The sequence below is a fragment of the Streptomyces sp. P9-2B-2 genome (assembly GCF_030406865.1).
GTDB classification, from domain to species: Bacteria; Actinomycetota; Actinomycetes; order Streptomycetales; family Streptomycetaceae; genus Streptomyces; species Streptomyces platensis.
In genome coordinates this window covers 266,900-293,030 of the sequence record NZ_CP129126.1, presented here as the reverse complement: position 1 = coordinate 293,030, position 26,131 = coordinate 266,900, and the positions used below count along the sequence as shown (strand labels likewise).

The following is a 26,131-nucleotide window of genomic DNA, read 5'->3' as shown; positions in this document are numbered from 1 at the left end:
CGGTGGTCCGTGGTTCGGCGGCTGGTTGGGGGTGACGAGCGGGGGCGTGACGGCCGCGACGTACCGGCCATCGCCAATGACGACCACCGGCGCGTTGACCTGCCCGACTGCCGTCAGCCCGATTCCGGAGCCCAGTGGTGTGGCCCGCCCCCCTCGATCAAGTGCGGCCCGGATACGACAGCGCCGTCAGGGCCGGGGCACTGCTCACCCCACCAGGCTCGGGAGCGGCGGGCAGGTCGGGCGTTACCGATCTGCCGCTCAAGACCGGTAGTGCGATGAAGAAGACCTGCTCGGTACCGGTGTCCGGAGCCACGGTCAGCTTGCCGGGCGTCAGATACCTGAGCACGCCGTTCACGGTGGCGTTCACACCCTTGCCCTTGAGCGCCGAGCCGGACCCGCCCGGGCTGCTGCCGCCGCTCACCCATCCGCTTGTCCCGCAGCTCTTTCCCGCCTCGGGCTTCTTCGGGTCCCGCGTCGCGCCGTCCTTGGAACCCGGCATGTCAGCGGTGTCGCCGCCGGACGCCGCGTCGTCCGAGGGCGCGGCAGGCAGGGGGCTCGACGAGACCTTGGGGCTCGCGTTCGTGTTGTCGTCCTAACCGTCGCCACAGGCGGCCAACGCCAGCGAGGCGACAGCCTCCAGCGAAGCGGCGGCGACCAGACGCACACGGCGAAAGCCCGAGCCTGCGGCAGCAGTAGCCGGAGCACTGACCGCCGTGGGGCTACGCCGCCTCAACAACCTCCGCTACCTCGGAGCGCACCGCCAACGTCCATATCTCCAACAGCACCGCATACTCCGCCATGTCCTGAGCCGACCACGCCAGACCGCGCCGGGCGCGCACAAAGCGCCGGATCGATTCGTTCGCCTCGGAAGCAGGAACGGGCACATCTGTAGGGGCAGAAGGAGTTGGGGACATATGAGCAATGCTAGGGGCAGACACTGACAACGCGGCCCCGCGCGCACCGGCCCGCGGCCCGAAGCTGCTGTGCGCGCTCATGCGCCGACGGTCCCTCAACTTCCTGACCAGCACAGACCATCGGCCCTCCGATCCACTTCCGCTGCCTGCATGTGTCCATTCCCACACGCTCCGCGGTCGCCCGGGGGTCACGAACGGAAGCCCGCGACACCCAGGCGCCTCAGCGGAGGAAGAGGCAGAACGGGTGCCCCGCCGGATCAAGGAACACCCGTACATCGTTGTGCGGTTGAAGCGTGGCGCGTCGCGCCCCTGCGGCGACCGCATACGCCCCGGCCTCGTCAAGGTCATCGACTCGGAGATCGAGATGGAGCATCTTCTGCTGCTCCTCGGGCCGTTCGGGCCACACGGGGGCCTGGTACCCCGGCTCGGACTGGAACGAGAGCCCGGTACCGCCGTCCGGGCAGCGGAGCAGTACCCAGTCCGGTTCGCTGCATTTCACCTCCCAGCCGAGCAGTTGCCGGTAGAAGTCCGCCAGCGCATGAGCATCCGGACAGTCCAAGACCACCGTCGCAAGCGAAATCCGAGGTCGCCCAGTCGTCATCGGTTCCACGCCCCTCCTACCACTTCCACCCCTCTCGCCGAATCCACCATTTCTGCTCACGGGACCGGGGGAACGGGCGAAGATCGGAGCCGCCGCTGCCCAGGGTGAGATCCCGATCGGGTGACGTACGGCGTCCCCCAACGGCAGCGGGGTGGAGGGCCGGCACCCCCGGCCTTACCGCAAGGAATGCCCTCGCGGATAGCCGCTATCCCCTCGTCGCACTCCCGGGCAACGGCACTCCGGAGCCGGCCCGTGAGCACACCGTCGCGCTCATCCGCCCCGCGTTGTCAGTGGTGCCCCGTACCGTGGTTTCCGTAATTATCCGAGCTGCTGGCGCTCCTCGGACCCGCTTCGCTCCCGTGACAGCGCACGGGAGCGAAGCACTCATCCGAGTGGCCGAGCGGGCTCACTGGTGAGGTATCGGGAGGGAAGGCTCCTGCGGAGCGACCAGGAGTGAGTGGAAGGGGTTCGTGTTGGTCAGGCCCGGGGGTCGGCTGGCGCTCGTCCCGCACAGCGCCTGCGCGACGTGCTCGTTCATGGCGGCGTCTATCGGGCCGGACTGGGGGACGCCGTTTCCATCGAGCTTCTGATAGCGCGTCAAATTGAAGCCGAGGGACATTTGTCGTTTGCCGTCCGCACTGGACATGGACCAGGTCATGGACCCCAGCACCAGGCCGTTGTGTCCCCAGAACTCTCCGCAGGGCAGCTGCCTGGTGAACAAGCCCAGGCCGTAGCGGAACGGGCTGCCTTCAATGGGCACCGTGGTCTTCATCTGCCGCAGCTGGGCGGGGGCGAGCAGTTCGCCACCCAGCAGCGCACGGTAGAAGCGGTTCAGATCGGCCATGGTCGAGACGAGCGATCCTGCCGTTCCGGCCCAGGACGCGTTGTAGACGCTGAAGTCCCGCGGTGGGTTGAACCCGCCATACGCGGCCTCGTACATCTTGGCGTGCGGCCCGGTGAGGTAGGCCGATTGCGGAAAGTAAGTGTGCCGCAGCCCGGCCTTCCGGATGACGTGCTCGGTGATGTACGCCTCCGGCGACTTGCCGGTGACCTTCTCTAACAGGAGGCCCGCGAGCACGAAATTGGTGTTGGAGTAGTGATGAGCCTGGCCCGGTTTGCCCAATGGCTCTGCCTTCAGCCCCAGCCGGGCCAATGTCCGGGCATCGAACTGGCGGAAGCGGTTGCCTTCGATGCTGTCCGCAGTGGGGAAGATCGCCCCGGCATAGTCGCCGATGCCGCTGGTGTGGTTCAGCAGCATCCGGACAGTGATGGCCTGCCCGCGTTCCCCGGGAACGAGGCCGGGCAGATAGCGGCCCATCGGAGCGTCCAGCTCGATGTGTCCCTTGCTGACTTCCTGGAGGACGCCGACCGCGGTGAAGGTCTTGGTGATGCTGCCGATCCGGTGTCGCATCTGTGGAGTGGTGGGGCGCCCGGTATCGACGTCGGCGACTCCCGATGCGCCCTGCCATTCCGCGGCGCCATCTCGCACCGCAGAGTAAGCGCCGTACATCCCTGCGTCATGGAAGGCCTTGAGCGTTGCATTCAGCGCTGCCCGGTCGATGCCGGATCGGCTAGCGGTCCCGGCGGCGGCGGTGGTGTTGCTTGAGTCCGTGATCGGCGGCGTGGCGGCGGAGGCGGTGGTGGGAATCGTCAGCGTGAGTAAGGCGGCGGTGGCAGTGCCGGCCAGCCGCAGGCGCCGGCGACGGGTGGTAACAGGCATGGATTCTCCGGGAGTTCAACGTCTGAGTCAGCATTCGACCTTCGCGCTCCCGATTCTCGCGGTGGGACGGCGGCCAGACGTCAACCCTTGGAACGACCTTGATCACAAGCCCGCATGACAAATGTCAGGTTTACCGAGTTGTGCGCTTCGTGTCGAGGGGCGGACGGCACGATGGCTGCCCCCCCCGGATGCCTCGGCAATGCCTTGGCGGCAAGGGCGCTTCCGGTCCCGGAGTCGCGCCTCGGTGTCCTCCTCAGGCGCTGAGGGCGGGAGTGGGTGACGATGGAATGGCCGAGGTGCAGCGGCGCGCTGAGAGCGGCGGCGGGGAGCGCGGCCGGAAGTATCTGCCCAGTTATATCGGGAGGCCCTGATGGATTACCCGGAATGCTATGAGCTGGTATTTCAAGCTCCCGCAGTGGAGGACGACGTAGTGATCGTCCACCGCACCGAGCGTTCGGGAGCGGGCGGGTATCCGGTCTACGAGGACGAGTCGGGGATCGTACGCGCAGAGATCAGCGACCGGGGCGAGGTCCGGATGCTGGCCAGCGGGGGGCACCAGATGCTCCGCACGCCGCTGCTGGCACGCCCCCTCACCCCGTGAGCTTCAGGAGCCCATCTGGCAGTGGGGCCTGCGTACGCCTGCACACGCATTGTGAAGGTGCGCTCGCGTTGTGTTGAGGCCGCGGCATTCGAGACGCCTTGCGTCGGCGTCGGCATCTGGATCTCGCCCTCGGTAACCCTCTGCGCTTCATCTGTTGCGGCGCGTGTGGAGTGCGGGCTGCGGGGCGGGTGGCCGCTATGCCCGGCAGCCATCGGGGCTTCAGATGAACTTTTCTTCGCCGAGAGGAGTGCGGATATCAGAGGCCGCGTAGATGGCCGCGCTTCTGAGGCGTTCGCCGGGCGTCGGGCTTTGACGCATTCCCGGTGTCCGCGTCGCTATCGTTGGTAGCGAGGGCCGAACCGGATTCGTCGGCCTGCCCCTCCTCGACCCCGCCGTCCTCGACCTTGCCGATCTCGGCCGTACCGTTGTCGAGATAGCTGTTTCCGACGGCGTCAGGCTTGGCGTCGGGTTCGGATTGCGATGTGGTGGCGGTGCTATGGCCTTCGAGCACGGCCATGGCGCGTTCGAGCGTCTCACCGGTGACCTGCATCCGGATCCTGGCCAGTCGTTCTAACTCGGTACGCGCCACCACGTCAGGGTACCTGCCGTCAGTTCAAACCTCGGTACGACACAAGGATCTGTGGAAAACGGGGAGTTGGTGATGGCGCTTTCTCCAACCCCCCGTTTCAGGAGATCGCTGGACTACCCGGCTGTGCTGCTACGGGCGTCGGCGAGGGCGAGGGTGACGGCTGCTTCGGCATGCAGCCGTGTGGTCGGAAAGACCGGGACCGGGCTGTGCTCCGGCCCGATGAGCAGCTCGATCTCGGTGCAGCCCAGCACAATGCCCTCGGCTCCGGCGGCAACGAGGTCCCTGATTACGGCCATGAATGCCTGCCGGGATTCCTCCTGGACGATCCCGAGGCACAACTCTTCGTAGATCACCCGATGGACGGTGCTGCGCCCGGCGGCATCCGGAACGAGCACATCCAGGCCGTGACTTTCCAGTCGGCCCCGGTAGAAGTCCTGCTCCATGGTGAACGCGGTGCCCAGCAGTCCGATACGTCGCAGACCTTGCGCACGGACGGCGTCGGCTGTGGTGTCGGCGAGATGCAGCAGCGGGACTGTGACGGCGGCGGCCACTTGGCCGGCGACCTTGTGCATGGTGTTGGTGCAGATCAGCAACATGTCCGCGCCGGCCGACTCCAGCGCCCTGGCGGCGTGGGCGAGAACCTCGCCCGCCTCCTCCCAGCGCCCCTCGACCTGTAGCCGTTCGATCTCTGCGAAATCCACGGAGTAGAGCACGCACCGCGCGGAGTGCAGGCCGCCCAGACGCTCGCGCGTCAGCTCGTTCAGCAGCCGGTAGTACTCCGCCGTGGACTCCCAGCTCATGCCTCCGAGCAGCCCGATTGTCTTCATCGGGCCACTTTTGCACAGAGGGAGGGGCGTTGTGTCACCACCCCTGGCCCTTGCGCTGTGCCGTCCGGCGTTACTCCGCCGCCTCCGCTATCGAAGGGAATCCCCTTCGCGTCTCTTCGAAGAGAGTCGGGTGGTCGCCGCCGACAGTTACGGCCGCCGCATAGAACGCGTCCAGGACGGCCTGAAGTGGATCGTCCTCCACTGCTCCGAAGAGGGTGGGCAACCGCCATCGCCTGTTGCGAAATGTTGTCGCAGGCGCCGTCCAGGGAGGTCACCGTTGACGTCCCAGTCTCTCGCGGGGGTCTGACAATGCCCGGGGCTGCGGGACGGGGCCGCGCCCGGCTCTCAGCAGCGGCGCGTCAATGGATGGCTGCATTGGTATGGACATGTTCAACGTGACGCCCATAACCTGAGGTTGGTCTAGACCGCAGCGCTCTCCGTAGTTGTAGTCGCCGTAGTTGTCGCCGTCGCCGTGCCGCCGCTTGTTGGTGGCCTGCGCTGCCTGCTCCACCCGTGCTCCAACGTCTGTGTCCAGTAAGCCAGTTGATTTGTATGGACGGCTGCTGCAACGGCGTTCCCGATAGGGCGATCCCCCCACATGGTGGCCCCTCCATGCCCGGAGGTCGGCCGCCAGAAGGAGTCACGCAATGAGGTCACGTATTGCCGCGCTGCTGAGCGCCGCGACCGTAGTCGTGGGCGTAGCACTCGTCGTGCCGACGACGCCGGCGGCTGCCACGACGGGCTGTTCCCACTGTGCCGCGGCCCCGGCCGGTGCCGATGTCCGAGCCGAGGGGTTCGTCGTCAGCGAGGCGCAGTTCAACCAGATGTTCCCGAACCGGAATGCCTTCTACACCTACAGCGGGCTGACCGCGGCCCTCAGTGCCTATCCGGAATTCGCGAACACCGGAAGTGACACCGTGAAGCGTCAGGAGGCGGCGGCCTTCCTCGCGAACGTCAGTCACGAGACCGGTGGCCTGGTCCACGTGGTCGAGCAGAACACCGCGAACTATCCCCACTACTGCGACGCCACCCAGCCGTATGGGTGCCCCGCAGGGCAGGCGGCCTACTACGGCCGTGGGCCGATTCAGCTCAGCTGGAACTTCAACTACAAGGCGGCGGGCGACGCGCTCGGCATCGACCTGCTGAACAACCCCTACCTCGTGGAGCAGGATGCCGCCGTCGCCTGGAAGACCGCCCTCTGGTACTGGAACACCCAGACCGGACCGGGCACCATGACCCCGCACCAGGCGATGGTCGGCGGCGCCGGTTTCGGTGAGACGATCCGCAGTATTAATGGCTCCCTTGAGTGCAACGGCGGCAACCCCGGCCAGGTGCAGAGCCGGATCAACAACTACACGAGCTTTGTGCAGATCCTGGGAACCGTACCCGGGGACAATTTGAGCTGCTGAGGCGGTGCGCGGCCGGCCCGCAGCGGCCGGCCGCAGCTCGATGCGGCCAAGCGCCGGGGGGCGTTGCCGCAGGCGCCAAGAAGGAAGCCGGTCAGGCTCTAGCTCTTCCAGCGCACCGGCAGTTGCGCCGGGCCGCGGAGCATTCCGACGCGCCAGGTGAGGTCGTCGAAATCGGCGTCCATGGCGAGGTCGGGGCAGCGTTCCAAGAGGGAGCGGAGGGCGATGCGGGCCTCCAGTCGGGCCAGTGGGGCGCCGAGGCAGAAGTGGATGCCGTGGCCGAAGGCGGTGTGTCCGCGGGCGTCGCGGGTGATGTCGAAGTCGTCGGCGACGGCGAAGATTTCCGGGTCCCGGGAGGCGGAAGCCAGGGCGATCGCTACGGTCTCGCCGGCGGGGAGCAGGGTGCCGCCGATCTCGACCGGCTCGCCGGTGAAGCGCCATGTGGCGGTCTCCACCGGGCCGTCGTAGCGCAGCATCTCCTCCACGGCGTTGTCGAGGAGGGAGAAGTCGGCTCGCAGGGCGGTCAGTTGATCCGGATGCTGGAGCAGGGCGCGTACGCCGTTGGCCAGGAGGCTGACGGTCGTTTCATGGCCCGCGACCAGCAGCAGGAAGGCGGTGCCCACCAGCTCGTCACGGGAGAGCTGGTCGCCGTCCTCGTCGCTGGTGCGGATCAGGGCACTGAGCAGGCCGTCGCCGGGAGCGTTGCGCTTGGTTTCGATGAGGTCGACGAGGTAGCCGGTCATCGCGACAACCGCCGCTTGGGCTGCCTCGTCGCTGGTCGGCGCGACGATCTCGTTCGACCAGGAACGGAAGGCCTCCCGGTCCATGGCGGGGACGCCGAGCAGCTCGCAGATGACGGTCATGGGCAGTGGGAAGGCGAGGGCCTCCACCAGGTCGGCACGGCTCTCCGGGTTGGCGAGCATCGTGTCCAGCAGCTCGTCGGTGATCTGCTGTACCCGTGGCCGTAGTGCCTCGACGCGGCGGGAGGTGAATTCCTTGGCCACCAGCTTCCGCAGCCGGGTGTGCTGAGGCGGGTCCGCGTCCAGCATGTTCGTGAACAGGGCCGATACCTCACCCGCGTCGCCCTGCGGCATGGCGACCCGCCAGTCCTTGTTGAGGCGGGGGTCGCTGAGTGCGGCCCTGACCGCTTGGTGCCCTACGACCAGCCACGCGTCGTTGCCGTAGGGGAGGCGCACCCGGTGTATGGGTCCCTGGGCACGCAGCTTGGCGTAGTACGGGTAAGGATCCCTGGTGAAGTCCTTGCCGTACGCCCCCAGATCGACAATCTCCGCCATGTGTGGTCCGCCCCTCTTGATGATCCCCGATGGTGCACGAGTTCCGGCACCGGTCAGACCGTACGTACGCGAACCCGGAGTCAACATCGGCCCCACGGAGGAGTCGTAGCGGCCCATGTCCTCCCGTTGCAGTGCTCCGGCTGTAGTTCTGTCGTCCGACCGCGGCTCTGCGGGACGAGCCCGGCTCGGCCCGCGGTGGGTGCGCGGCTGCGGGGCCGGTCGGTGCCGACGGCCGGTGTGTCGGGAGGGGCGCGCCGGCCGTCAGCAGCGGGCGTGGGCGGTGATGTCCGCGCTGAATTCGTCGACCATGGCGGGGGTGACGGTCGGCCGGCACCGGTCGATGGCGGCGAGATAGTCGTCGGTGCTCGCCCCGAGCCGCCCGTGCGCGCCCGCGCCGCCGCCGATCGCCTCCAGGTCCCGCTCGAAAGACGTCTGGGCGGCCATCCGGGCGGCGTGCTCGATATCGGCCGGGGTGAACAACTCGCTGGCCGCCACCAGCGCTCCCACATCCACCTCGGGACGGCCGTCCGTGTACCGGGACCAGATCGCCGACCGGGCGGCGATCCCCTTGGCGAACGTGGTCTTCCCGGTCCCCGGCGGGCCGAGCAGGGCGATGGCCCGCGGCGGCCGTACTCTGTGCCGGGCGGCCCGCTCCGGCTCCGCCAGCGGCAGCACGACCCGTCGCTCGATGAGGTCCTTCTCCGCCTCCATGCCGGCGACCTTGGCCCACAGATCAGCGGGCAGGAAGCATCCCCCGAGGTCCTCCAGGAGGCTGGCCGCGGGGCCGTGGTGCGGCTCGACCTTCTCGAAGTAGGCCACCGCGGGCTGCCGCGTACAGCCCGCGTTGAGCAGGCCCTCCCCGAGCAGGTCCTCCTCGGGAAGCACGTAGGCGATCCGGCTCACCCGGGCCGCGACCAGGCGCCGCTCCAGTTCCACCAGCAGCGCATCGCGAGATCGTTCTCGCGGTAGTCGTGGATGTGCCAGTTCACCGGTATCGCCCCTCATTGCTGATGGTGGTGATGTGGTGGCAGTGAGGCTAGGGGCGGCGTGGGAGCGGGGCCTGCTCCATCGTGAACAATCCGGGACGCCGACCGCTACGGTCCGTATGTAGCCAGACGCGCCACCGCCGGGGTCGAGCCGGGGTGCGGCCACGTGTCGGGCGGCTCACCACGTGCCTCTGACCGGCAGGAATCCGCTGGCTGGCGTGGCTCGGCCGGTGGCATGCTGTCCGGCGTGAACGGACCCGAGATCCACTTCAGCTTCGACCCTGCACTGCACCTTTTCGTCGCTTCAGCGCACAGCACCGCCGGTTCACTCGTGGCAACCGATGGCTCCTCGACGCTCGGCCATGTCGTCGAGTCGCTCGGCGTCCCGCTCACCGAGGTCGGCCGGCTTGTCGTGGACGGTGCCGAGGTCCCCGTCTCGCATGTCCCGCAGGAGGGCGAGCGCATCGAGGTGCGTGCCATCGAGCGCCCGCAGCGGCTCCCCGGCGCGTCGCTGAGGTTCCTGCTCGACGTACACCTCGGCACCCTGGCGCGCAGGCTGCGGCTGCTCGGCGTGGACGCGGCGTACACGAATGAGGACCCCGGCGACGCGGCGCTGGCCACGCTCTCGGCGAAGGAACAACGGGTACTCCTCTCCCGGGACCGCGGGCTGCTGCGACGGCGGGAGATCTGGGCGGGCGCGTTCATCTACAGCGACCGGCCCGATGAGCAACTCCGGGATGTGCTGGGGCGCTTCGCCCCCACCCTCGCGCCGTGGACACGCTGCACCGCTTGCAACGGCCCACTCATGGATGCCGACAAGGACTCCGTCCGTGAGCACCTTGAGCACGGCACACAGCGCACCTACGACGTCTTCGCACAGTGCACGGCCTGCGGCCGGGTCTACTGGCGAGGGGCGCACCACTCCCGGCTGGAGGCGATCGTCGAACAGGCACTCCGGGAAAGCGCCACCTGAGGGGCGGGGCGGGACGCTTTGCGATGTTTCACATGAAACATCGGACGGCCTGCCGGCTGATCCTGTTGGGCGTACGAATTCCGCAATCCGGGTGAGGCGCTTCTGCTCAGAGGTGTGGGCAGGGCTGGTCATTGCGGATGCCGGGCGCCGCTCCCCATGCCGGTCTGGCCGCATTCCGCGAGGCGGAGTGGACCGGCGACCAAGTGCCGCAGGGCTGCTTCCCAACTCGCCCTGAAAGCAGGGAGCTGCGGCACCAGGAGGGTCAGATCCGAGCTGATTCCGCGGCGGCGCTTCACCACCAGAGCCCTTCGCCGGTGCCCCGCTAACGACCTGCTTGTCAGGTCCTCGAATTGGCGCCCACAAAAGGCGAGTTGGCGAAGTCGCTGTCGGTCCCACGGCACCCCGTAGGTCGCCCAAAAGGTACTCCTGGTGCGCCCCTCCGCCACACGCCCGTCGAGTCGGCTGCCAGCTGCCCCCGCCCGTCCCTCCAGCGGACGTGGACTCCCCGCTGCGTCGCCCCACCCAGCGGAGCTGTTCAGACCGTCAGGAACCGTCGGCGTGTCGCCGGAAGGGTGCCCTTCGCGGTGCTCGTTGCGCGAGGAATGAGGCGCCTCGGAGGGCCCGTCGGAGCCCTCTAGCCCACTCGTTACGCGACACGCCGACGACGCGCGCCGTCCAATGGGTGAATCCGCTGCCTTCCGCCACCCGAAGAGCCCACGGCGTACCTCGAATGCGACGTTCTCCGGTGGTGCGCGGCCGCAATCCGGCTGACGGTGATCACGTCGCCACTGCGATCCGATGAGCCGACAAAGAGTCAGCCTTCGCAGTCGCGCCGAAAGGAACATGTCCCCATGCGCACTGCTCGCACCCTGTTCGCTTCAGCCGCCATCACGGCGGTGCTTGCTATCTCTGCTCCGGCTGCGAACGCCATGATCACGGAGGACATTGCGTCGGACAGCGCTTCCTCCAGCAACCACAACCAGGTCACGAACGGCGACCGCGACCGTGACCGTGACCACGGTCGGGACCGCGACCGTGACCGTGACCGCCGGCGGGACAACTGCCGTGACGGCCGCGATGGCCGTGATGGCCGCGGTGGCCGCGATGGCCGTGGCGATGGCCGTGACGGCCGCGGTGGCCGCGACGGCCGAGGTGACGGCCGTGACGGCCGAGGTGACGGCCGTGACGGCCGTGACGGCCGTGACGGCCGTGACGGCCGGGGCAACGGCCGCGATGGCCGCGATGGCCGCGATGGCCGGGGCAACGGCCGCGACGGCCGCGACGGCCGCGACGGCCGCGACGGCCGCGACGGACGTGGCAACGGACGTGACCACTGCCGTGACAACCACAGGCCGAGCGGTGGCATGCACACCGGTGGCGGTGCCATGGCCAAGGCCGTGCTCGGTGACTGGGACCAGGGCGGCGGCTACGGCGACGACCACGGCCGCGGTGACCGTGACCACGGCCGCGGCGGTGACCGTGACCACGGCCGCGGCGGTGACCGTGACCACGGCCGCGGTGGCGACCGTGACCACGGCCGCGGTGGCTACGGCGACCGTGACAACGGTGGCTACGGCGACCACCGCAGGCCGCACGGCGGCATCCACACCGGCGGTGGCGGCCTGGCGACCGGCGGCGGGATGGCCGCGGGTTCCGTGCTGATGCTCGGCGGTCTCGGCGCCGGTGCGTACATGCTGCGTCGTCGCAATGCCTCGGGTACCGCGGCTGCCTGATCAGGCACCGTACGGAGACCGAAGCGCTGTCGCGGCCACCGTTCCACGTGGACGGTGGCCGCGGCGATTGCGTACCGATGCCCCCCTCACGCCCCACCGCCTCGTTCACGAAAGGCACCCTGATATGACCGGCCCGCAGTCGCCTCAGCCGAATTCGAATCCCTCCCGGACCGCCTCCGCGTCGCGCCCCATCGGCCGCGGTCTGCTGTGGTCTGCGGGAGCGTTTCTGCTGGGCTCACTCCTCGTCTATAACTCCGTGGACACCTCGGCGGACCCCAAGCCGCAGTCCCACTCCGCCGTGGCCCCGCACAGCTCCGCCTCACCGGCGGTCCCCGACCTGGCCCTGCCCCGTTCCGCACCGAAGCGGGTGTCGATTCCGCAGATCGCCGTCGACGCGCCCTTCACCCAGCTGACCATCGGCCCGACCGGGCAGCTCAACGCGCCGCCCGCGGGCGACAAGAATCTCGTCGGCTGGTACAAGGACGGTGCCGCGCCGGGCGAGCGCGGATCGGCGATCATCGCCGGTCACGTGGACACCAAGACCGGACCGGCGGTTTTCCTGCAACTCGAAGCGCTCAAGCCCGGCGCCACGATCAACATCACCCGTGAAGACGGCATCATCGCCAGCTTCAAGGTCGATTCCGTCGAGACCTTCAACAAGGCGCGATTCCCCAACGAGCGGGTCTACTCCGACGCCCCCACCGCGCAGCTTCGCGTGATCACCTGCGGTGGAGCGTACGACCGGAAGGTCAAGGACTACGTCGACAATGTGGTGGTGTTCGCCCACCTCGCGTCGTTCAGAAACGCCTGAGTGGGTTCGCTGCGCATCGCTGAGGCCCGCACCGGCATCTCAGGGCAAGCCCAGGCCGCCGTTCCACCGACCGGCCTGGGCTTTGTCATGGGCGGGGCCCGAAGCCGGCCCGCGGCGGTACCGCCGCCACCGACCGTATGCTCCGCATTCTGCTGCGCCGCCGGTAACGGCCGCTGAGCACCGAGGATGTGACGGTCACCGACCGACCCGCAGTGCACAAGGCCGTGTCGGCGGCCGCCCTGGGCAACACCATGGAGTGGTTCGACTTCGGGGTCTACGCCTACCTGGCCGGCACCTTGGGCAAGGTGTTCTTTCCGTCGAGTTCCCCTGGTGTCCAGGTCGTCTCGACCTTCGCCACGTTTGCCGCGGCATTTCTCGTCCGGCCACTGGGCGGCTTGGTATTCGGCCCGCTCGGCGACCGTATCGGCCGTAAACGGGTGCTCGCCGCCACCATGATCATGATGGCGGTCAGTACCTTCGCGGTCGGCTTCCTGCCCACTTACAACACCATCGGCTTCGCCGCACCGATTCTGCTGCTGATCTGCCGTCTGGTACAGGGGTTCTCCACCGGCGGGGAATACGCGGGAGCGACCACCTACATCGCCGAATACGCACCGGACACCCGGCGCGGATTCCTCGGCAGCTGGCTCGACTTCGGCACCTTCGTCGGCTACGCGCTCGGTTCCGGCCTGGTCACCCTGCTCACTACCGCGCTCGGGGCCGACGGCCTGGTGGACTGGGGCTGGCGGCTGCCGTTCCTCGTCGCCGGCCCGTTGGGGCTGATCGGTCTGTACATGCGACTACGGCTGGAGGAGACCCCGGCCTTCCAGCGCGAGGCCGAACAGGCGCACCGCGACGCGGAGGAAGCCCGTGCCGCGGGCGGTGCGGACCCGGTGGAGGAGGCCCGGCAGTCCGGTCAGGGCCGGCTCAAGGAGATCTTCACCCGGCACTGGGAGGCGGTGCTGATCTGTATGGGCCTGGTACTGCTCTACAACGTCACCAACTACGCGGCTCCGGCCCGATGGTCGAGAGCGAGGAGGAGGCCCAGGAACTGGTGGCCAAGAGCCGCACTGAAGCGGGCCGCCGGGCCCGGGACATCTGGATCCGGCTGCGGCACCCTTGGGCGCGGCACTGAGGGCGGCCGAAGGGCGCTCCACGGGACGCCCGCTCCGGCTCGCCCGGGCCGTGGCGTCCGTGCCCACTCCGGCTCATCGCTGCCGGTGCCCGCTCCGACTCGCCCGGCCGCGATGCCCGCGCTCGCCCCGGCTGACCGATGCCGGTGTCCGCCCGGCTCACCCGGGCGGCGCAATCGCGCGGGACCTATCCCCGCACCCTCGCGTCCCACCGCCACGTGGTGCGCCGAGGCTGACCCTGCAGCTCGGCGCGCCCGGTGGCCCACAGGAGGGCGCGCCAGGGATCGTCGGCCTCCGGGACGTCCGGAAACAGCCGGGCGAGCACCCGGGCGCACAAGTCGGCGGGCGGGTTCCAGGCGAGCCCGAGGCCCTCCGTCAGGTCGTGTGTGTGCACCAGGGTTTCCACGGCGCCCATCGCGGCGAAGCCCTCCGGGTCCGACACCCCGAACACATGGTGCGCCCGCACCTTCGGCGGCGTCGTACGCACCATGGCCACCAGCAGCGCGCCGCTCGCCTCCAGCACCTGTAGCAGCCCCGCGGGCCCCGCCGCGCGGTCGGCATGCACGGCGTTCGCGGGACCGCCGACTCGCCGGCTCTCCCACACGAAGGGCACACTGCCCTCCAACGGCGGCCTACGGGGCCCCAGTTGGACGGCGTAGGCGAAGAGATCGTCGCTGAGGTGCTCGACGGTCTCCCAGCAGTCCCACTCCAGCGAACCGGCCCTGGAGTCCCAGGCCGTCGGCGCCGCCTGGCGCAATACGGACACGGCGAGCTGCACGGCACGGTCCAGATCGTCCGCGGTGACGGCGGACGGCGGGGGCGCGGCTTCGGTGCTTCGGGAGGTTGACCGGGACATGGGGGGACCGTACCGCGTACGAGCGAGTGTGGGCGGAGCCGGGACCCGCGCGTGGCCGGCAACGGGATCTGACGGTCTATCGTGGGCCCATGTCCGCCCCAGAACTGATCCGTATCGTCTCCCGCGACTCGCCCATGGCGCTGGCCCAGGTGGAGCGCGTCCGCGCCGAACTCGGCGCACTGCATCCCGGCATCGCCACGGAGGTCATCCCGGTCAAGACCACCGGCGACCGCTGGATGGGCGCCCTCTCGCAGGTCGAGGGGAAGGGGGCGTTCACCAAGGAGGTCGACGCCGCCCTCCTGGCGGGCGATGCGGACCTGGCGGTGCACTGCGTCAAGGACATCCCCGGCGACCGTCCGCTGCCGGCCGGCACGACCTTCGCCGCCTTCCTGGAGCGCGACGACGTCCGTGACGCGCTGATCCACCCCGGCGGGCTCACCCTCGACGAACTCCCCGCAGGCACCCGGATCGGCACGTCGTCGGTCCGCCGGATCGCCCAGCTGGCCGGATCCCATCCGCAGCTCCAGTGTGTGCCGATGCGCGGCAACGCCAACCGCCGGATGGAGAAGCTGGCGGCCGGTGAGGCGGACGCCCTGCTGCTGGCCGTCTCCGGCCTCGAGCGCATCGGCCGCACGGACGTGATCACCCAGACCCTGTCCGTGGACGAGATGTGCCCACCCGTCGGCGCGGGCGTGCTGGCCCTCCAGTGCCGCGAGGACGACACCGAGACCATCGATGCCGTCAGCGGCCTCGGGCACCCCCAGACGTTCCAGGAGACGGCCGCCGAACGCATGCTGCTGCACGTCCTCCAGGGCCACTGCAACAGCCCGATCGCCGGCTACGCCAAGACGGACCGTCGCGGCGAACTGTCCCTGCGGGCCTGCGTCTTCACCCCGGACGGCAAGACGGTCCTCAACGCACACGAATGGGCCGGCCCGCTCACCCCGGAGACCCTCGGCACGTCCGTAGCCGTCGCCCTGCTCCGCCAGGGCGCACGCGAACTGATCGACAGCATCGCCCACTGAGGGGCGCGTTCCCGGAGGGGAACATTCGCTGGACCGAGCAAGGGGAGAGGCCGCAGGCTGCTCAGGTGTCTGAAATTCTTTCCTCCCTCCCCGCACCCTCCTGGTTCGCGCACCCCGGCGCCCGTACCTGGACCTGTCCGCCCGCCCCTGCCGACGTGCACGGCTTCCATGCTGCGCTGCCCGACTACACCCCCACGCCGCTCACCGAACTTCCCTCCCTCGCCGCCGAATTAAACGTCGGCCGGGTCTTCGTCAAGGACGAGTCGTGCCGGCTGGGCCTCCCCGCGTTCAAGGCGCTGGGGGCTTCCTGGGCCGTTCACCGGACCCTCGCCGAACGGGCGGGTCATCAGGTAGCCGACAGTCAGGAAGCCGACGGCCAGGTCACGCTCGTCACCGCCACCGACGGCAACCACGGCCGGGCCGTGGCCCGTATGGCACGCATGCTCGGGCAGCGCGCCCATGTCTTCGTCCCGCAGGGGGTCCACCCGGCCGCCGCGGCAGCCATCGCCGCCGAGGAGGCGCGGGTCACCGAAGTCGCCGGCAACTACGACGAGGCGGTACGGCGTGCGGCCGCCGAGGTCGACGCCAGCGAGGCCGCGGTCCTCATTCAGGACACCGCCTGGCCCGGCTATGAGCGGATTCCCGGCTGGATCGTGGAGGGCTACGCGACCCTGTTCGCCGAAATCGACGCTCAACTGGCCGCGGTGGAGGCCGGATCGCCCGATCTCGTCGCCATACCGGTGGGCGTGGGCTCGCTCGCCCAGGCCGCCGTCACCCATTACCGGAGCGGCTCGGACAGCGCGGCCCCGGCGGCCCTGCTGTCGGTCGAGCCCGACAGCGCAGCCGGCGTCCTGACGAGCCTCACCCGGCAGGCACCGGTCACCGTCACCACCGGCGAGACCACCATGGCCGGCTTGAACTGCGGCACCCCCTCCACCCTCGCCTGGCCCTACCTACGCGACGGCCTGGACGCCGCCATCGCCGTCACCGACGCCGACAGCGCACGCGCCGCCGACGACCTCGCCGCCCTCGGCGTCCCCTCCGGCCCGTGCGGCGCCGCCTCGCTCGCCGGCGTCCGCGCCGCCCTCACCGGCGACGGCGCCTCCACCCGCCGCGCCGCCCTGTCCCTCGGCCCCGCCTCAACCCTCGTCCTGCTCAGCACCGAGGGCACGGCCGCCAACCCGCAGCACCTGGAGAACTAGTCATGACCGCTCCGCTCTGATCACCGTCGATCAGTTGGGGCGGTTCGTGGCAGATCTCGCCGAGACCGGTGCGTACGAGGATCAGCGCACCGGTCTGCGCGGCGTGGAACTGCCCGGCACCCATCGACGCCGACGCGGTCGGGCGGCCAGTACGACGGGAGCAACCCTCTCCGGCTGCCCCGGCGTTGCTCCCGAGCCTTGGGCCCGACGGGCAGTGCGTCCGGCGACCACTCGGTCAGTCGTTGAGATCGACTCGGAACGTCAGGAGATTCGTCCCGACTGCCCGGACCGCCGTGCTGTTCAGCCGGGGCAGGGTTTTGAGCCGCGCGCGGGCGTCGTCCTCCGGGAGCGGATGGGCGGTACCGGCATGCCAGCGCCCCTTGATGCGGACCCGGACCTGCGGATGCGCCTGAATGTTCCGTACGTACTGCGACTTCTCGCCGTACTCAGAAACGAACCAGAAGGCACGCCCGATACGGCGGCCACCGATGGGGGTCCGCCGGGGCAATCCGGACTTCCGCCCGGTCGTCTCCAGAAGAGTCTGTTGCGGAAGCCGGGAAAGGATCGGATTGCCGATTCTCCTCTGGAATGACGTAACCGCTCGGAACTTGATCTCGCGATAGCGCGACATCCACGGCCTTCCCGTTGGGTGGTGCCTCGTTGTTGCTGCTGGTGCACGTCGTGCCGGACCGTCATGGGGCGCGCGGATGCGTCGCGGGCCCGGGGTCGACCGCCTCACCATAGGGCCCCGCACCGGCGCAATTGGCTCATCACCGCCGGGTGGTACCGCTCCTGGGCCTGTCGGCTTCGCTTTCCCACGGCACGACGACGACCTGCACCTCGTCCTCGTACACAACCCTTCCGGGGTCCATGGACTCGACCCGCTCGCAGGCCACTTCATGAGCCGCGAGGATCTCCAGGTAGCCGTCCACCCGCTCGATGAGATGTCCGGCGGTGGCCTTGAACCAGGCCACCGCCCCCGGGTTCCGATCGTGGTCGTAGACGCTGGGGTCGGCGTGCGAAGGATTGGGATAATGCGCGTCATACCAATCGTTGCCGGCACGCCAGAACCGGTACTGCTCCTCACTCAGCCTGCCTTCCCGCGCAAGCCCGTTGGCGAGCGCGAAAACGCCGGGGAAGTGACCTCTCGGGCTGCGCGTCGCACCCTGAAACCGCACGTATATCGCCGCACTCATATCGCCTCCTGTTGATATCTCGAGGGGATGACGCCCTGCCGACGGCGCGTCGGAAGTCGGGCCGCGATGTTCGAGCGCGTCAGGCCGGCACGCAGGAGCGGAAACGCCGGAGGAGTTCAAGGGCGACGGGGCTCTCGGCGTTGAAGGGCTGGTGTTGCTGTTCGGCGGGGAGGGCGGGGCCCCAGAGGCGGGCTCCGTGGCAGGAAGAGCAGAAGGCGATTTCGAAGAGCAGGCTCGTGGGGCTGCACGCCCGGATCCCCCAGCCGGGGGTGAAGCAGCGGTACGGCTCGCCGACTGGTAGGTCTGCGATCAGCGTCATCGTCTGCTGGGCCTGCTTCCCATCCCATCTCGCGACGGCGTTGCCGACCAAGCCGGCCGCGGTGTGGGTCCGGACAGGGTCGGTGATGCGGACGACCTCGATGAAATGGGTCTTCCCATGGGCGAGGGGGAGCAGCATGATCCCATGCTCTCGAATCGCTGCGGCGTTGACCAGGTCGGTCCGGAGGGGCGAGCTGGGTGCGATCCTGGAGGGGCAGTGCGCTTAGCGTGGTGGCATCGGGGCGCTCGGGCTGCGGTCTCAGGGGCTGGGATGATCTTTTGCGTGCTCGCCGCGCACATGACACGATGTCCAGCGCCGCACGGGGGAGCGGCACACGTGTGGGGACAACCTCCCTTTGCGCACCACGTTTACCACCGTGGTGCTCCCTTCTTTCCAGGGCGGCGAGAACCTACCAAGCCGCAGTACATGGAATCACCAGGGAAAGGGACGAGACATGACGACCTCCACACACACCTCCAGCCCCACGCCGATTTATGAAGAGCTCGTCGAGGAGCACGGAGATATCCTCGCCGAAGCCCGCGAGGCCGCCGAGCGTTCGCAGCGGACGGCGTCCCAAGCACTGGACTGGAGTGATCTGCGCCGTCGCTGATTGGGGTCTGCTCGCATATCGACGGCAGCAGCGGCAGTGGACGGAAGCAATCGACGGTTGCGTTGCCGGACGGATCAGTTGCTGGATGGTTCAGTCGCTGCCGGGGAAATGGTCCACCAGCCGCGGCGGTGCCGCTTGTTTCCAGGAATCCACGAGGATGTCCTGTAGCTCGGTCAGGTCCTCGAGCGCGGCCAGGCGCACTCTCACCCAGTGGGAGCTCGCCTCGTGCGGCGGTACCCAGAACTTTTCCGGTTCCGCTGCGATCAGCTCCTTGCGTTCATGAATGGGGCATCGCACGGCGAATGACGTCTCATCGTCGGGGATCGTGATGAACATCTTCCCGGCGACCCGGAAGGTGGGCATCTCCCAGGCTTCCTTCTCCACTGTCTCGGGCAGGGAGAGGGCGATACGGCGGACGTCAGCGGAATCGATCACGTAAGTACTTTAGACGTGCGGTGGAGTGCACGAACAGGTATGTGTCGGGCTCCCACATGCGCGAAGCGTCGCCGAGGTCCGCGCCCGTCCTTGTCCAGGGGGCGGAGTGCGTTCACTTGTCCCGGATCAGATTCTCGACGTGATCGAAGCGCTCGTGCAGCATGTGCAGCTCCGAACGCAGCGCCTCCGCGTCCTCGCGCGCATGGTTCCCCACCGCCTTGCCCAGGCGCACCATGTCCTGCTCCGCGTGGCCCACGAACCAGGTGGCGAGGGCCGCAGTGATGACCCCGAATGCCGTAATGGCGCTGAGCATCACGAGGGATGCGATGACGCGGCCCCAGAGTGTGACGGGATAGAAATCCCCGTAACCCACAGTGGTCGCCGTTTCGATCGACCACCACAACGCCTTCGGATAAGACGTGATATTGGCGTGTGGCGCACCGGATTCGGCGACCACGACCAGAGCGGCACCCGCGAGGAGTACCGCGGTCATGACCACGGTGACCCAGATCGCCGCTTGTGCGTGCAGCCGGCGCCAGGCCTCATTACGGAAGAGGCGATTCAGTACGGACACGAGAAACGACGGCACCAAGGGGCGTCACCTTCCACTGCGGCCGGGCGGATAACCGGCCTTCCGCCGCTGCTGACATTAACAGGAGCCAAGACGATGCCCGGGATATGCCCGCGTCCGTGATCAGTGCGAGGAGGCGTTCCGGCGTGGTGTGGCCGGGGGATCACCATGGACGGCGTGCAGATAGAGCGCCAGGGTGTCGAGCGTGAAGTACGAGCTGTAGGAGACGTCCGGGAAGTCGCCGCCCGTGTGATAGCCGCCGATGACTCCGACCAGGGCGTAACCGGTGAAATCCCGCACCAGAAATGGGCCGCCGGAGGTGCCGCCGATATAGCCCGCACAGGCAATTTCCAGGAAATGGCCGGGAGCGGCCGGATCGGTGCTGGTGTATCGGTGTGTGGAGGAGGTGCAGTCGAGCGGTTTGGGGTGGGTGGTGTCCTTGTTGCCGGGGTAGCCGATGAGCCGTACGTTCCGGTGGTCATAGCCCGGGTACGGCAGGAGGTCGAAGCCACCGGTCACCTCCTCCACCTCGGCGCCGTCCTCCCGCGCGCCGAGCCGCACGACCGCATAGTCCCAGCGGGCGCCCGCGTTCGTGCCCAGGTCGTAGTAGCGCTGGTCGAGGTAGATGCGCTCGATGGGGTAGATCCCGTGTGGCTTCAGCCCGTCGTGGTACTGCGGGACGAAGGACAGATGCCGCTTCGGGTCGGGGGAGCGCAGACAGTGCGCGGCACTGACCACGAGGTCGCGGTGCGGACTGCGGACGACCGTGCCGCCGCAGAACCGGCCGGTGTTGTTGCCGTCCGTCCAGAAGAACGTCCCCACCTGGGGGAGGCCGTCGAAGGGGTGGCTCGGCGGGGTCGCGGCCGTCGCCGGGCGCGGTGCCCCGGTGGCCTTTCTCGTGGCGGCCGGGCGCGCTGCCCGCATCCGCTGCGGAGTCCAGTACGTGTCGGCCGACTCGGCGGCGAGGCGTGACCCGTGCCCGTGGCCGTCCTGGGTGTGCGCGGCGTGCGCCGGCGGGGCCGGGGCGAGGGTGAACGACAGCCCGAGCAACAGCGGGGAGAGCAGCAGGGCGAGGCGGCCGCGTACAGCAATCGGTCTGCTCATGATCCGGGTCCTCCCGAGGGCCGGCGTACGGAACGAGAGACGTGCGCGAGGCGAGCGTGCCATGGTCCTACGGCCGGGGAGCGTATGGCGAGAGTCCGCGGCTGGAATGTCTGGCATACCGCCAAAAGGGCGTGAGGGGACGGCTGGGCGTGGAACTCATGGTTCCGCCGCGTAGCTGAACGGGGGCCGGGGTCGTGGCCAGGGCCGGGTCCGGGGGCCTGCCCGGTGGGCCCGCCGGGCTCGGCGGACGGACGAGCCCCGAGCATGCGGGCCGCCGGCCAGGCCCCGCCACTCAGCAGGTCGGCAGGTGCCGGGCGAAGAACGCGACCACGTGGTGGCGGACCAGGGGGACCGAGACCGCCGGGTCGATCGCGCCGACCAGCTCCATCCGGTGGGCGGCGGACATCAGCCCGGCGGCCTGCAACTGGGGCGCTATGGCGGCGTAGTCGGTGAACACGGCGTGCGCGGCGTGGTCGAGCTGCCGACGGGTGGTGCAGCCCTGCCGATGGGCGAGCATCGCCGACCAGGAACGCTCCAGCTCCCTCTTGTAGGGGAAGCCATCGGATCCCAGGAGGAGCAGCGGCCGGTCCGTGCCGTATTGAGCGATCGGGAAGAGCTTTCCTTCCTGGCCGGGGGAGGACGGTGGGTGGTCCAGGAAGCCTTCCAGGTTGATCGCGGCCTGGATGCGCCGGTCCTCGTACATCGTCTCGGCCGCGGTGGTGCCACCGGCCGAATGCCCGTAGATGCCCACCCGCCGCAGGTCGAGCGCACGACCGAGGTGCTCCGGCAGCGGGCGACCCGCCGCGTCCGGATTCTGTCCGGCGGCCAGCGCCTCCAGCTGGTTCAGCACGAATCGGGTGTCGGCGATTCGGGTGTCGATCGCGGTACGGAACATCTTCGGGTCCGTGCGCGGGTTCCCCCGGAAGACCGTTTCGCGGACCTTCTTTCTCCCCGCCCGCGCGTGGGGAAATTCGACCTCACTGCCGTCGCCGGGGTGGTCGATGGTCACCACCACGTAGCCGCGGGTGGTCAGTTCTTCGGCGATGCCGGTGCCGAGGGTGCGTGGGTCGCCGCCTCCCGGGCTGTACAGCAGTACCGGCCGTCGCACGTCCTGCGCGGGCGCGCCCGTATGCGCATGGGTCTTGGTGGCGGCCCAGTTCACGCCTTTCGTCGGCAGCCCCTCATGGAAGAGCGGGTCGATGAGCGGCAGAAGTTCCGCGGCGCCCCTGGACATCTGCGGTGCGACCGGATAGCCGCGGACGGTGCGGGCCGGATAGAACACCGTCGCCATCACTTCCCGGTCGGGGAGCGGCTCCCATGGGTCGCGCCTGGTGCGATCGACCAAATACAGCGTGGTGACCCCGATACGGTGCGGCCCGGTCGGCGCCGGCAAGCGGAGAGTGAGGTCCTTCGCGCCGCGGGCCTTCCCGGGCTCCGCCGCCTGCGCGACCTCGCCGCCCGCGAGCAGCATCGTGGCGGCCAGCGCGGCTGATGTGGTGAGGGTCCGACGGCTCACTCCTGCCTTCTCCTCGCCACCGGGCACGGCACCCTCATGGGCGTGCTCCAGTACAGACCTGCCGCCCGCTCGCTCAGCATCGTTGACGTTCTTGCGGAACATGGCTCTCCCCTTGTGCCTCTGTGATCTCGGTCCTTGTGCCTTCCGGCTGCCCCTGAGTGAATGAAGGGGCGTGGCCTGGATGTTGGCAGCGAGCGGGGTGGGCAGACCATCGTTCAGGCCCTGCCCTAAACGATGGCGATCCGCCGCCAGGGAGAGTAGTGATCCGGATCCATTTCACGGCGGCCGACTTCGCCCAGGTCCGGTTCGCACCCCGGCCGGCCCCGCTGCAAGAGCTGAACGTGGCGCTCATGAAGATGTGCACGCCGGGTGACGATCTTCTGTTCGGCCGCTGGCGACGGCGGCTGCTCCAGTCCCTGCCGCCCGCCGTCCAGCCGTTCGGTGACCTCGTCCCTGCCGCGGTGGCCCCCGCCTTCCTCGACGTCTTCAGCGACACCCTGAAGGACGGACTGGACGCCGTCCGAGCGTCACCCCCGGAGCTGGTCCGCGCCGAAATCGAGCGGGTCCACGCCCGGCAGCCGTCCCCGGCTCCGTTGTGGCTCCGCGATCTGCACCGGGGCGACGGCTCCGCCTGGCACCTCCTCCGCCGCGCGCAGCATGCGGCGTTCGATACGGCGCTGCGCCCCGTATGGCCCGTGGTGCAAGACCTCCATCAGGCAGAATTCACCCGCCATGCGCTGGCGGTCGCCGAGCACGGCATCGGGGCGGCACTCACCGAACTCGTCCCGGGCGCCCGGCTGCACGAGAACGTCTGGCACTGCGCGGCGCCCTACGAGCACGACATCGAGCTGCGTGGTCGCGGCGTCCTCCTGCTGCCCACCTTCCACTGGACCGGCCACCCGCTCATCTCCGACCTGCTAGGCCGCCCCGTGGCCGTGACCTATCCGGCCGGCCCGGGGCTGCCGCTCTCGCCGGCCGGAGCGGTCGGCACGGACGAGGCGCTCGCCGGCGTGCTGGGACGCACCCGCTTCGACATCCTGCTTCTCCTCGCGGACGAGCACACCACCAGCGAACTCGCCCGGCGGCTGAACGTCAGCAACGCCACCGTTTCCGCCCACACCGCCGCCCTGCGCGGCGCGGGCCTGATCACCACGGCCCGCGCGGGTCGGGCGGTCCTGCACCGGCGCACCGCGCTGGGGAGTCTGCTGGTGCAGCGTCGCGTCCGATTGGGGGGCGCGAGGGGCTGAGGCGGCGGGCGGCAAGGGACGGGACGGGCCGGGTTGCGGAGGCGCCGGCTACCGGAGCGCGCCCAGGGCTCAGTTCGGCCGGGTTCGGAGCCGCTCGGCCCTGCGATCGCGGCGAACGCGGCGATCGCGGCGCGGCAGAGGCTCTGCGAAGGGGGACGTGAGGAAGCCCCACCCGCGTGCGATCCGCCGTGCGTTTGATCATCGTTCGGGGGTGCGTTTCGGATAGGGTGGGGGCGGAGGTGTTCTCTGTGCCCAACGATCAGGATGAGCTGTTCGCATCGGTCGATGCGCTGCTCGAGCAGGCTGCCATGCAGGACGCATTGCCCGAGCCGGCCGAGCGCAAGCGACTGCGGGAGGCCGGTGGCCTGAGCCAGGATCAGGTCGCCAAGGCCCTTTCAGTACGGCGCGAGACCATCACCAGCTGGGAGTTGGGCCGGACCGAACCGCGGCCACCGAAGCGCGCCGCCTACATCCGGCTCCTGGAGGGCCTGGCCGAACGCTTCCCCAACCAGGGGGGCCAGGGGAGCGCGCCCTCCTCTGCCGTGCCGGAAGCGGGGGATGGCCTCGCCGTCACACCGCCGTCGCCGTCACCGGCCCCTGCCGTGGCCCCGCCCCGGGAGCCCAGCCCTGCTGCCGATCCTGCGCCCGCCTCCGTCCCTGCCCCCACACGGGCGGCGCGCACCGCACCCTCCTCTTCACCCGCACCCTCGTCCACCTCCGGTCGCCCGCCCGCGAAGAAGGCCGCGCCGAGCAAGCGGGCCACCACTTCGGCCACGCCCCCTCCCGCTGCCGATCCCCGGTTCGTCCACGGGCCGCTCGCCGTGCTGGATGGCGATGGCTCGGCGTACTGCGTCGACGGTCTGGTGCTGGACTGCCCTGCCACGACCTTTCCGGCCCTGGTCGAATGGACGCTGAGCGAGGCAAAGCTCGGTGCGCCGCGCCTCCACCGCCACGGCAAGGACGCTGATCCGCTTATCGTCATCACCGCCGAGGCTGCCGAACGCCTCGGCCTGCCCCGTGAGTTGGAGGACCGGCGCGGTCTGCGGCTGCCCGAGGACCACCCGGTCGTCAGGCACCTCCTCCGTACGAAGTGGCGGCTCACGCGACGTGGCTTCGGGCCCTGGCCGCGCATCTACCGTCCGGCGCAGGGCGGGGAGCGGCAGTGTGTGCAGTTCGCGATCCTTCCCTGGGGCGCGCTGGATGCCCGTTCCTGGGGGGATTCGGATCAGCTGCCGGCGGCGGAACTCGCGCGGGTGCTGGGCTCGTACGCGACCCGGGTCATCACCCCGCGCGGCTCGACCGCCGTCTGCGGTCTGGAGCTGATGACGGCTCTGCGCCCACCGACCCGCGCGGTCAGGGACGAGGCCACCGGCTCCTGGGTATCCGGCCCGAACCCTGGCGCCCTGACCGAGCCGGTCGACCCCGCGCCCCCCGAGGCGCCCGGCGAGCACCCGGTCGTCGCCTCCCGTTACCCCCGCCACCACGAACGCACCCCGGACCAGATCCTGGACGAGGAGGCGTACGACTGGTTCCGGCCGCTCACCGACGAGGAGTGCGCCCAGGGCTACTCCCACGGGGTCGGCATCGACGTCAATATGGCCTTTGCCGCCGCTGCGAACCGCCTCAATGTCGGGACCGGCCCGGCCACCCACGTCAGCTCCCCGGTGTTCGACGCCAAACTGCCCGGCTCCTGGCTGGTGGACCTCTCCCACCTCGACCTCGATCCACGGCTCCCGTCGCCCTTCACCCCCAAGGGCACCCGACCCACCGGCCCGGCCTGGTACGCGACCTCGACCGTCGCCTACGCGGTGGAACTCGGTGCGCCGGTCCAGCCGATCGAGGCATACGTCCGATACGAGCACGGCGCCTACCTGGACGCCTGGTACACCCGGCTGCGCGACGCGTACATGGCCACCATGGAGGACCTCGGCGTCACCGCCGGTATGCCGGATGAGGACTTCCTCGCGGCCATGGCCCGCCACAAGGACCTCGATCCAGGACCGGCCGCCGTGTTGTCGGCCATCAAGTCGTCCGTCAAGGGCGGCATCGGCAAGCTCCGTGAGCGGCCGCAGGGCATCGGCTACAAATACGGCGAGCGGTGGCCTGCCCTGGAGCGGCCGACCTGGAGCCCGCACATCCGGGCGGAGCTCATCGGCAAGGCCCGCACCAACATGCACCGCAAAATGCGGAAGCTCGCGTCGGCCGGCGTCTTCCCGGTCGCCGTACTGTCGGATTGCGCCGTCTACCTCTCGCACGGCGCCGGCCCGCTCGACTTCCTCCCCCGTACGGAAGAGGGCAAGCCGCTGCCGGGCGGGTTCCGGCTCGGCGTCTCCCCGGGCATGGTCAAGCACGAAGGCACCCAGGACTTCCTGTGGGTGGCCTCGATGATCGAGGACGAGCAGATCAACCCGGCCCGGCACATCAAAGGCAGCGACGCCGCCGCAGGCGGAGAGTAGGCAGA

Annotated in this window: 26 protein-coding genes and 1 pseudogene; 11 read left to right on the top strand and 16 right to left on the bottom strand. The window is 69.4% G+C overall.

Translation table 11 applies throughout. The annotated features are described in order from the left end of the window. Positions 1–157 precede the first annotated feature (157 nt). The 3 genes from QT196_RS01380 to QT196_RS01370 all read right to left on the bottom strand — a co-directional run bounded on the left by QT196_RS01380 (position 158) and on the right by QT196_RS01370 (position 3,235). Positions 158–499: a hypothetical protein gene (locus tag QT196_RS01380; RefSeq protein ID WP_168476561.1), complete on the bottom strand. Its 342-nt coding sequence runs from the start codon at positions 497–499 to the stop codon at positions 158–160. 635 nt (positions 500–1,134) lie between these two features. Further along, positions 1,135–1,515 (bottom strand): VOC family protein, encoded by a 381-nt coding sequence (locus QT196_RS01375; RefSeq protein ID WP_266735540.1) that lies wholly within the window; start codon positions 1,513–1,515, stop codon positions 1,135–1,137. 406 nt (positions 1,516–1,921) lie between these two features. Beyond that, positions 1,922–3,235, bottom strand: coding sequence for a serine hydrolase domain-containing protein (locus tag QT196_RS01370; RefSeq protein ID WP_168476557.1), 1,314 nt, complete (start codon positions 3,233–3,235; stop codon positions 1,922–1,924). 370 nt (positions 3,236–3,605) lie between these two features. On the opposite strand from QT196_RS01370, the gene QT196_RS01365 reads away from it, so the two are divergent. Continuing rightward, positions 3,606–3,836, top strand: a complete 231-nt coding sequence (locus tag QT196_RS01365) for a DUF6296 family protein (protein WP_168476555.1) — start codon at positions 3,606–3,608, stop codon at positions 3,834–3,836. A gap of 256 nt (positions 3,837–4,092) precedes the next feature. Here the strand turns inward: QT196_RS01365 and QT196_RS01360 are convergent, their stop codons facing one another. Continuing rightward, positions 4,093–4,425 (bottom strand): hypothetical protein, encoded by a 333-nt coding sequence (locus tag QT196_RS01360; RefSeq protein WP_290354149.1) that lies wholly within the window; start codon positions 4,423–4,425, stop codon positions 4,093–4,095. A gap of 113 nt (positions 4,426–4,538) precedes the next feature. Continuing rightward, positions 4,539–5,252: an aspartate/glutamate racemase family protein gene (locus QT196_RS01355; protein WP_290354148.1), complete on the bottom strand. Its 714-nt coding sequence runs from the start codon at positions 5,250–5,252 to the stop codon at positions 4,539–4,541. Between the two features lie 647 nt (positions 5,253–5,899). Between QT196_RS01355 and QT196_RS01350 the strand changes: the two genes are divergently transcribed. After that, positions 5,900–6,661, top strand: coding sequence for a chitinase (locus QT196_RS01350; RefSeq protein WP_266735546.1), 762 nt, complete (start codon positions 5,900–5,902; stop codon positions 6,659–6,661). A 98-nt stretch (positions 6,662–6,759) separates the two neighbouring features. Here QT196_RS01350 and QT196_RS01345 read toward each other — a convergent pair whose 3' ends face one another. Both QT196_RS01345 and QT196_RS01340 read right to left on the bottom strand, forming a co-directional pair. Beyond that, positions 6,760–7,953, bottom strand: a complete 1,194-nt coding sequence (locus QT196_RS01345; RefSeq protein WP_266735548.1) for a cytochrome P450 — start codon at positions 7,951–7,953, stop codon at positions 6,760–6,762. A gap of 261 nt (positions 7,954–8,214) precedes the next feature. Beyond that, positions 8,215–8,889 carry an ATP-binding protein gene (locus QT196_RS01340; RefSeq protein WP_266735550.1) on the bottom strand — a complete coding sequence of 225 codons (675 nt, stop codon included), beginning with the start codon at positions 8,887–8,889 and terminating at the stop codon, positions 8,215–8,217. Positions 8,890–9,186: 297 nt separating this feature from the next. Between QT196_RS01340 and QT196_RS01335 the strand changes: the two genes are divergently transcribed. Continuing rightward, entirely contained in the window at positions 9,187–9,912 is a 726-nt protein-coding gene (locus QT196_RS01335) for a Mut7-C RNAse domain-containing protein (protein ID WP_168476546.1), read from the top strand. Positions 9,913–10,790: 878 nt separating this feature from the next. On the opposite strand, the gene QT196_RS01330 is transcribed toward QT196_RS01335, so the two are convergent. After that, positions 10,791–11,246, bottom strand: coding sequence for a hypothetical protein (locus tag QT196_RS01330; protein ID WP_290354147.1), 456 nt, complete (start codon positions 11,244–11,246; stop codon positions 10,791–10,793). Positions 11,247–11,276: 30 nt separating this feature from the next. Between QT196_RS01330 and QT196_RS01325 the strand changes: the two genes are divergently transcribed. The 3 genes and pseudogenes from QT196_RS01325 to QT196_RS01315 form a co-directional block, all read left to right on the top strand. Then, complete coding sequence (locus QT196_RS01325; protein WP_266735555.1) at positions 11,277–11,645, top strand: hypothetical protein; 369 nt, start codon at positions 11,277–11,279, stop codon at positions 11,643–11,645. Between the two features lie 124 nt (positions 11,646–11,769). After that, the gene (locus QT196_RS01320) at positions 11,770–12,456 is read left to right on the top strand and encodes a class F sortase (protein ID WP_168476543.1); all 687 of its coding nucleotides are present in this window, start codon (positions 11,770–11,772) and stop codon (positions 12,454–12,456) included. A 188-nt stretch (positions 12,457–12,644) separates the two neighbouring features. Then, positions 12,645–13,610 (top strand): annotated as a pseudogene (locus QT196_RS01315) (MFS transporter); the annotation flags it as partial. 166 nt (positions 13,611–13,776) lie between these two features. On the opposite strand, the gene QT196_RS01310 reads toward QT196_RS01315, so the two are convergent. Continuing rightward, positions 13,777–14,445, bottom strand: a complete 669-nt coding sequence (locus QT196_RS01310; protein ID WP_266735558.1) for a hypothetical protein — start codon at positions 14,443–14,445, stop codon at positions 13,777–13,779. An 89-nt stretch (positions 14,446–14,534) separates the two neighbouring features. Between QT196_RS01310 and hemC the strand changes: the two genes are divergently transcribed. Next, a complete protein-coding gene (hemC, locus tag QT196_RS01305) occupies positions 14,535–15,470 on the top strand; it encodes a hydroxymethylbilane synthase (protein ID WP_266735560.1) in 936 nt (311 codons plus the stop codon). A 65-nt stretch (positions 15,471–15,535) separates the two neighbouring features. Further along, positions 15,536–16,672, top strand: coding sequence for a diaminopropionate ammonia-lyase (locus QT196_RS01300; protein ID WP_290354146.1), 1,137 nt, complete (start codon positions 15,536–15,538; stop codon positions 16,670–16,672). A gap of 235 nt (positions 16,673–16,907) precedes the next feature. On the opposite strand, the gene QT196_RS01295 is transcribed toward QT196_RS01300, so the two are convergent. From QT196_RS01295 to QT196_RS01285, 3 genes are all read right to left on the bottom strand, one after another. Next, positions 16,908–17,303: a nitroreductase/quinone reductase family protein gene (locus tag QT196_RS01295; RefSeq protein WP_168476538.1), complete on the bottom strand. Its 396-nt coding sequence runs from the start codon at positions 17,301–17,303 to the stop codon at positions 16,908–16,910. Between the two features lie 139 nt (positions 17,304–17,442). Then, positions 17,443–17,868: a hypothetical protein gene (locus QT196_RS01290; protein ID WP_168476537.1), complete on the bottom strand. Its 426-nt coding sequence runs from the start codon at positions 17,866–17,868 to the stop codon at positions 17,443–17,445. A gap of 79 nt (positions 17,869–17,947) precedes the next feature. Continuing rightward, positions 17,948–18,325 (bottom strand): hypothetical protein, encoded by a 378-nt coding sequence (locus QT196_RS01285; protein WP_290354145.1) that lies wholly within the window; start codon positions 18,323–18,325, stop codon positions 17,948–17,950. Between the two features lie 316 nt (positions 18,326–18,641). Between QT196_RS01285 and QT196_RS01280 the strand changes: the two genes are divergently transcribed. Then, the gene (locus QT196_RS01280) at positions 18,642–18,797 is read left to right on the top strand and encodes a hypothetical protein (protein ID WP_168476535.1); all 156 of its coding nucleotides are present in this window, start codon (positions 18,642–18,644) and stop codon (positions 18,795–18,797) included. A 90-nt stretch (positions 18,798–18,887) separates the two neighbouring features. Here the strand turns inward: QT196_RS01280 and QT196_RS01275 are convergent, their stop codons facing one another. The 4 genes from QT196_RS01275 to QT196_RS01260 form a co-directional block, all read right to left on the bottom strand. Then, complete coding sequence (locus QT196_RS01275) at positions 18,888–19,232, bottom strand: MmcQ/YjbR family DNA-binding protein (RefSeq protein WP_168476534.1); 345 nt, start codon at positions 19,230–19,232, stop codon at positions 18,888–18,890. A 112-nt stretch (positions 19,233–19,344) separates the two neighbouring features. Then, complete coding sequence (locus QT196_RS01270) at positions 19,345–19,821, bottom strand: potassium channel family protein (protein ID WP_248000930.1); 477 nt, start codon at positions 19,819–19,821, stop codon at positions 19,345–19,347. A 105-nt stretch (positions 19,822–19,926) separates the two neighbouring features. After that, complete coding sequence (locus QT196_RS01265) at positions 19,927–20,907, bottom strand: trypsin-like peptidase domain-containing protein (RefSeq protein ID WP_266735570.1); 981 nt, start codon at positions 20,905–20,907, stop codon at positions 19,927–19,929. A gap of 292 nt (positions 20,908–21,199) precedes the next feature. Continuing rightward, on the bottom strand, positions 21,200–22,525 hold the full coding sequence (locus tag QT196_RS01260) for an alpha/beta hydrolase (protein WP_211117250.1): 1,326 nt from the start codon (positions 22,523–22,525) through the stop codon (positions 21,200–21,202). Between the two features lie 158 nt (positions 22,526–22,683). On the opposite strand from QT196_RS01260, the gene QT196_RS01255 reads away from it, so the two are divergent. Both QT196_RS01255 and QT196_RS01250 read left to right on the top strand, forming a co-directional pair. Next, complete coding sequence (locus QT196_RS01255; RefSeq protein WP_290354144.1) at positions 22,684–23,670, top strand: winged helix-turn-helix domain-containing protein; 987 nt, start codon at positions 22,684–22,686, stop codon at positions 23,668–23,670. A 248-nt stretch (positions 23,671–23,918) separates the two neighbouring features. Then, entirely contained in the window at positions 23,919–26,126 is a 2,208-nt protein-coding gene (locus tag QT196_RS01250) for a helix-turn-helix transcriptional regulator (protein ID WP_266735572.1), read from the top strand. Positions 26,127–26,131: the final 5 nt, after the last annotated feature.

Excerpts from the sequence above, each read along its gene's own strand:
- QT196_RS01375 (WP_266735540.1), bottom strand. The coding sequence starts at position 1,515 with ATGACGACTGGGCGACCTCGGATTTCGCTTGCGACGGTGGTCTTGGAC.
- QT196_RS01285 (WP_290354145.1), bottom strand. The coding sequence starts at position 18,325 with ATGCTGCTCCCCCTCGCCCATGGGAAGACCCATTTCATCGAGGTCGTC.
- QT196_RS01370 (WP_168476557.1), bottom strand. The coding sequence starts at position 3,235 with ATGCCTGTTACCACCCGTCGCCGGCGCCTGCGGCTGGCCGGCACTGCC.
- QT196_RS01290 (WP_168476537.1), bottom strand. The coding sequence starts at position 17,868 with ATGAGTGCGGCGATATACGTGCGGTTTCAGGGTGCGACGCGCAGCCCG.
- QT196_RS01310 (WP_266735558.1), bottom strand. The coding sequence starts at position 14,445 with ATGTCCCGGTCAACCTCCCGAAGCACCGAAGCCGCGCCCCCGCCGTCC.
- QT196_RS01355 (WP_290354148.1), bottom strand. The coding sequence starts at position 5,252 with ATGAAGACAATCGGGCTGCTCGGAGGCATGAGCTGGGAGTCCACGGCG.
- QT196_RS01365 (WP_168476555.1), top strand. The coding sequence starts at position 3,606 with ATGGATTACCCGGAATGCTATGAGCTGGTATTTCAAGCTCCCGCAGTG.
- QT196_RS01320 (WP_168476543.1), top strand. The coding sequence starts at position 11,770 with ATGACCGGCCCGCAGTCGCCTCAGCCGAATTCGAATCCCTCCCGGACC.
- QT196_RS01280 (WP_168476535.1), top strand. The coding sequence starts at position 18,642 with ATGACGACCTCCACACACACCTCCAGCCCCACGCCGATTTATGAAGAG.
- QT196_RS01325 (WP_266735555.1), top strand. The coding sequence starts at position 11,277 with ATGCACACCGGTGGCGGTGCCATGGCCAAGGCCGTGCTCGGTGACTGG.
- QT196_RS01345 (WP_266735548.1), bottom strand. The coding sequence starts at position 7,953 with ATGGCGGAGATTGTCGATCTGGGGGCGTACGGCAAGGACTTCACCAGG.
- hemC (WP_266735560.1), top strand. The coding sequence starts at position 14,535 with ATGTCCGCCCCAGAACTGATCCGTATCGTCTCCCGCGACTCGCCCATG.
- QT196_RS01350 (WP_266735546.1), top strand. The coding sequence starts at position 5,900 with ATGAGGTCACGTATTGCCGCGCTGCTGAGCGCCGCGACCGTAGTCGTG.
- QT196_RS01295 (WP_168476538.1), bottom strand. The coding sequence starts at position 17,303 with ATGTCGCGCTATCGCGAGATCAAGTTCCGAGCGGTTACGTCATTCCAG.
- QT196_RS01380 (WP_168476561.1), bottom strand. The coding sequence starts at position 499 with ATGCCGGGTTCCAAGGACGGCGCGACGCGGGACCCGAAGAAGCCCGAG.
- QT196_RS01260 (WP_211117250.1), bottom strand. The coding sequence starts at position 22,525 with ATGTTCCGCAAGAACGTCAACGATGCTGAGCGAGCGGGCGGCAGGTCT.
- QT196_RS01265 (WP_266735570.1), bottom strand. The coding sequence starts at position 20,907 with ATGAGCAGACCGATTGCTGTACGCGGCCGCCTCGCCCTGCTGCTCTCC.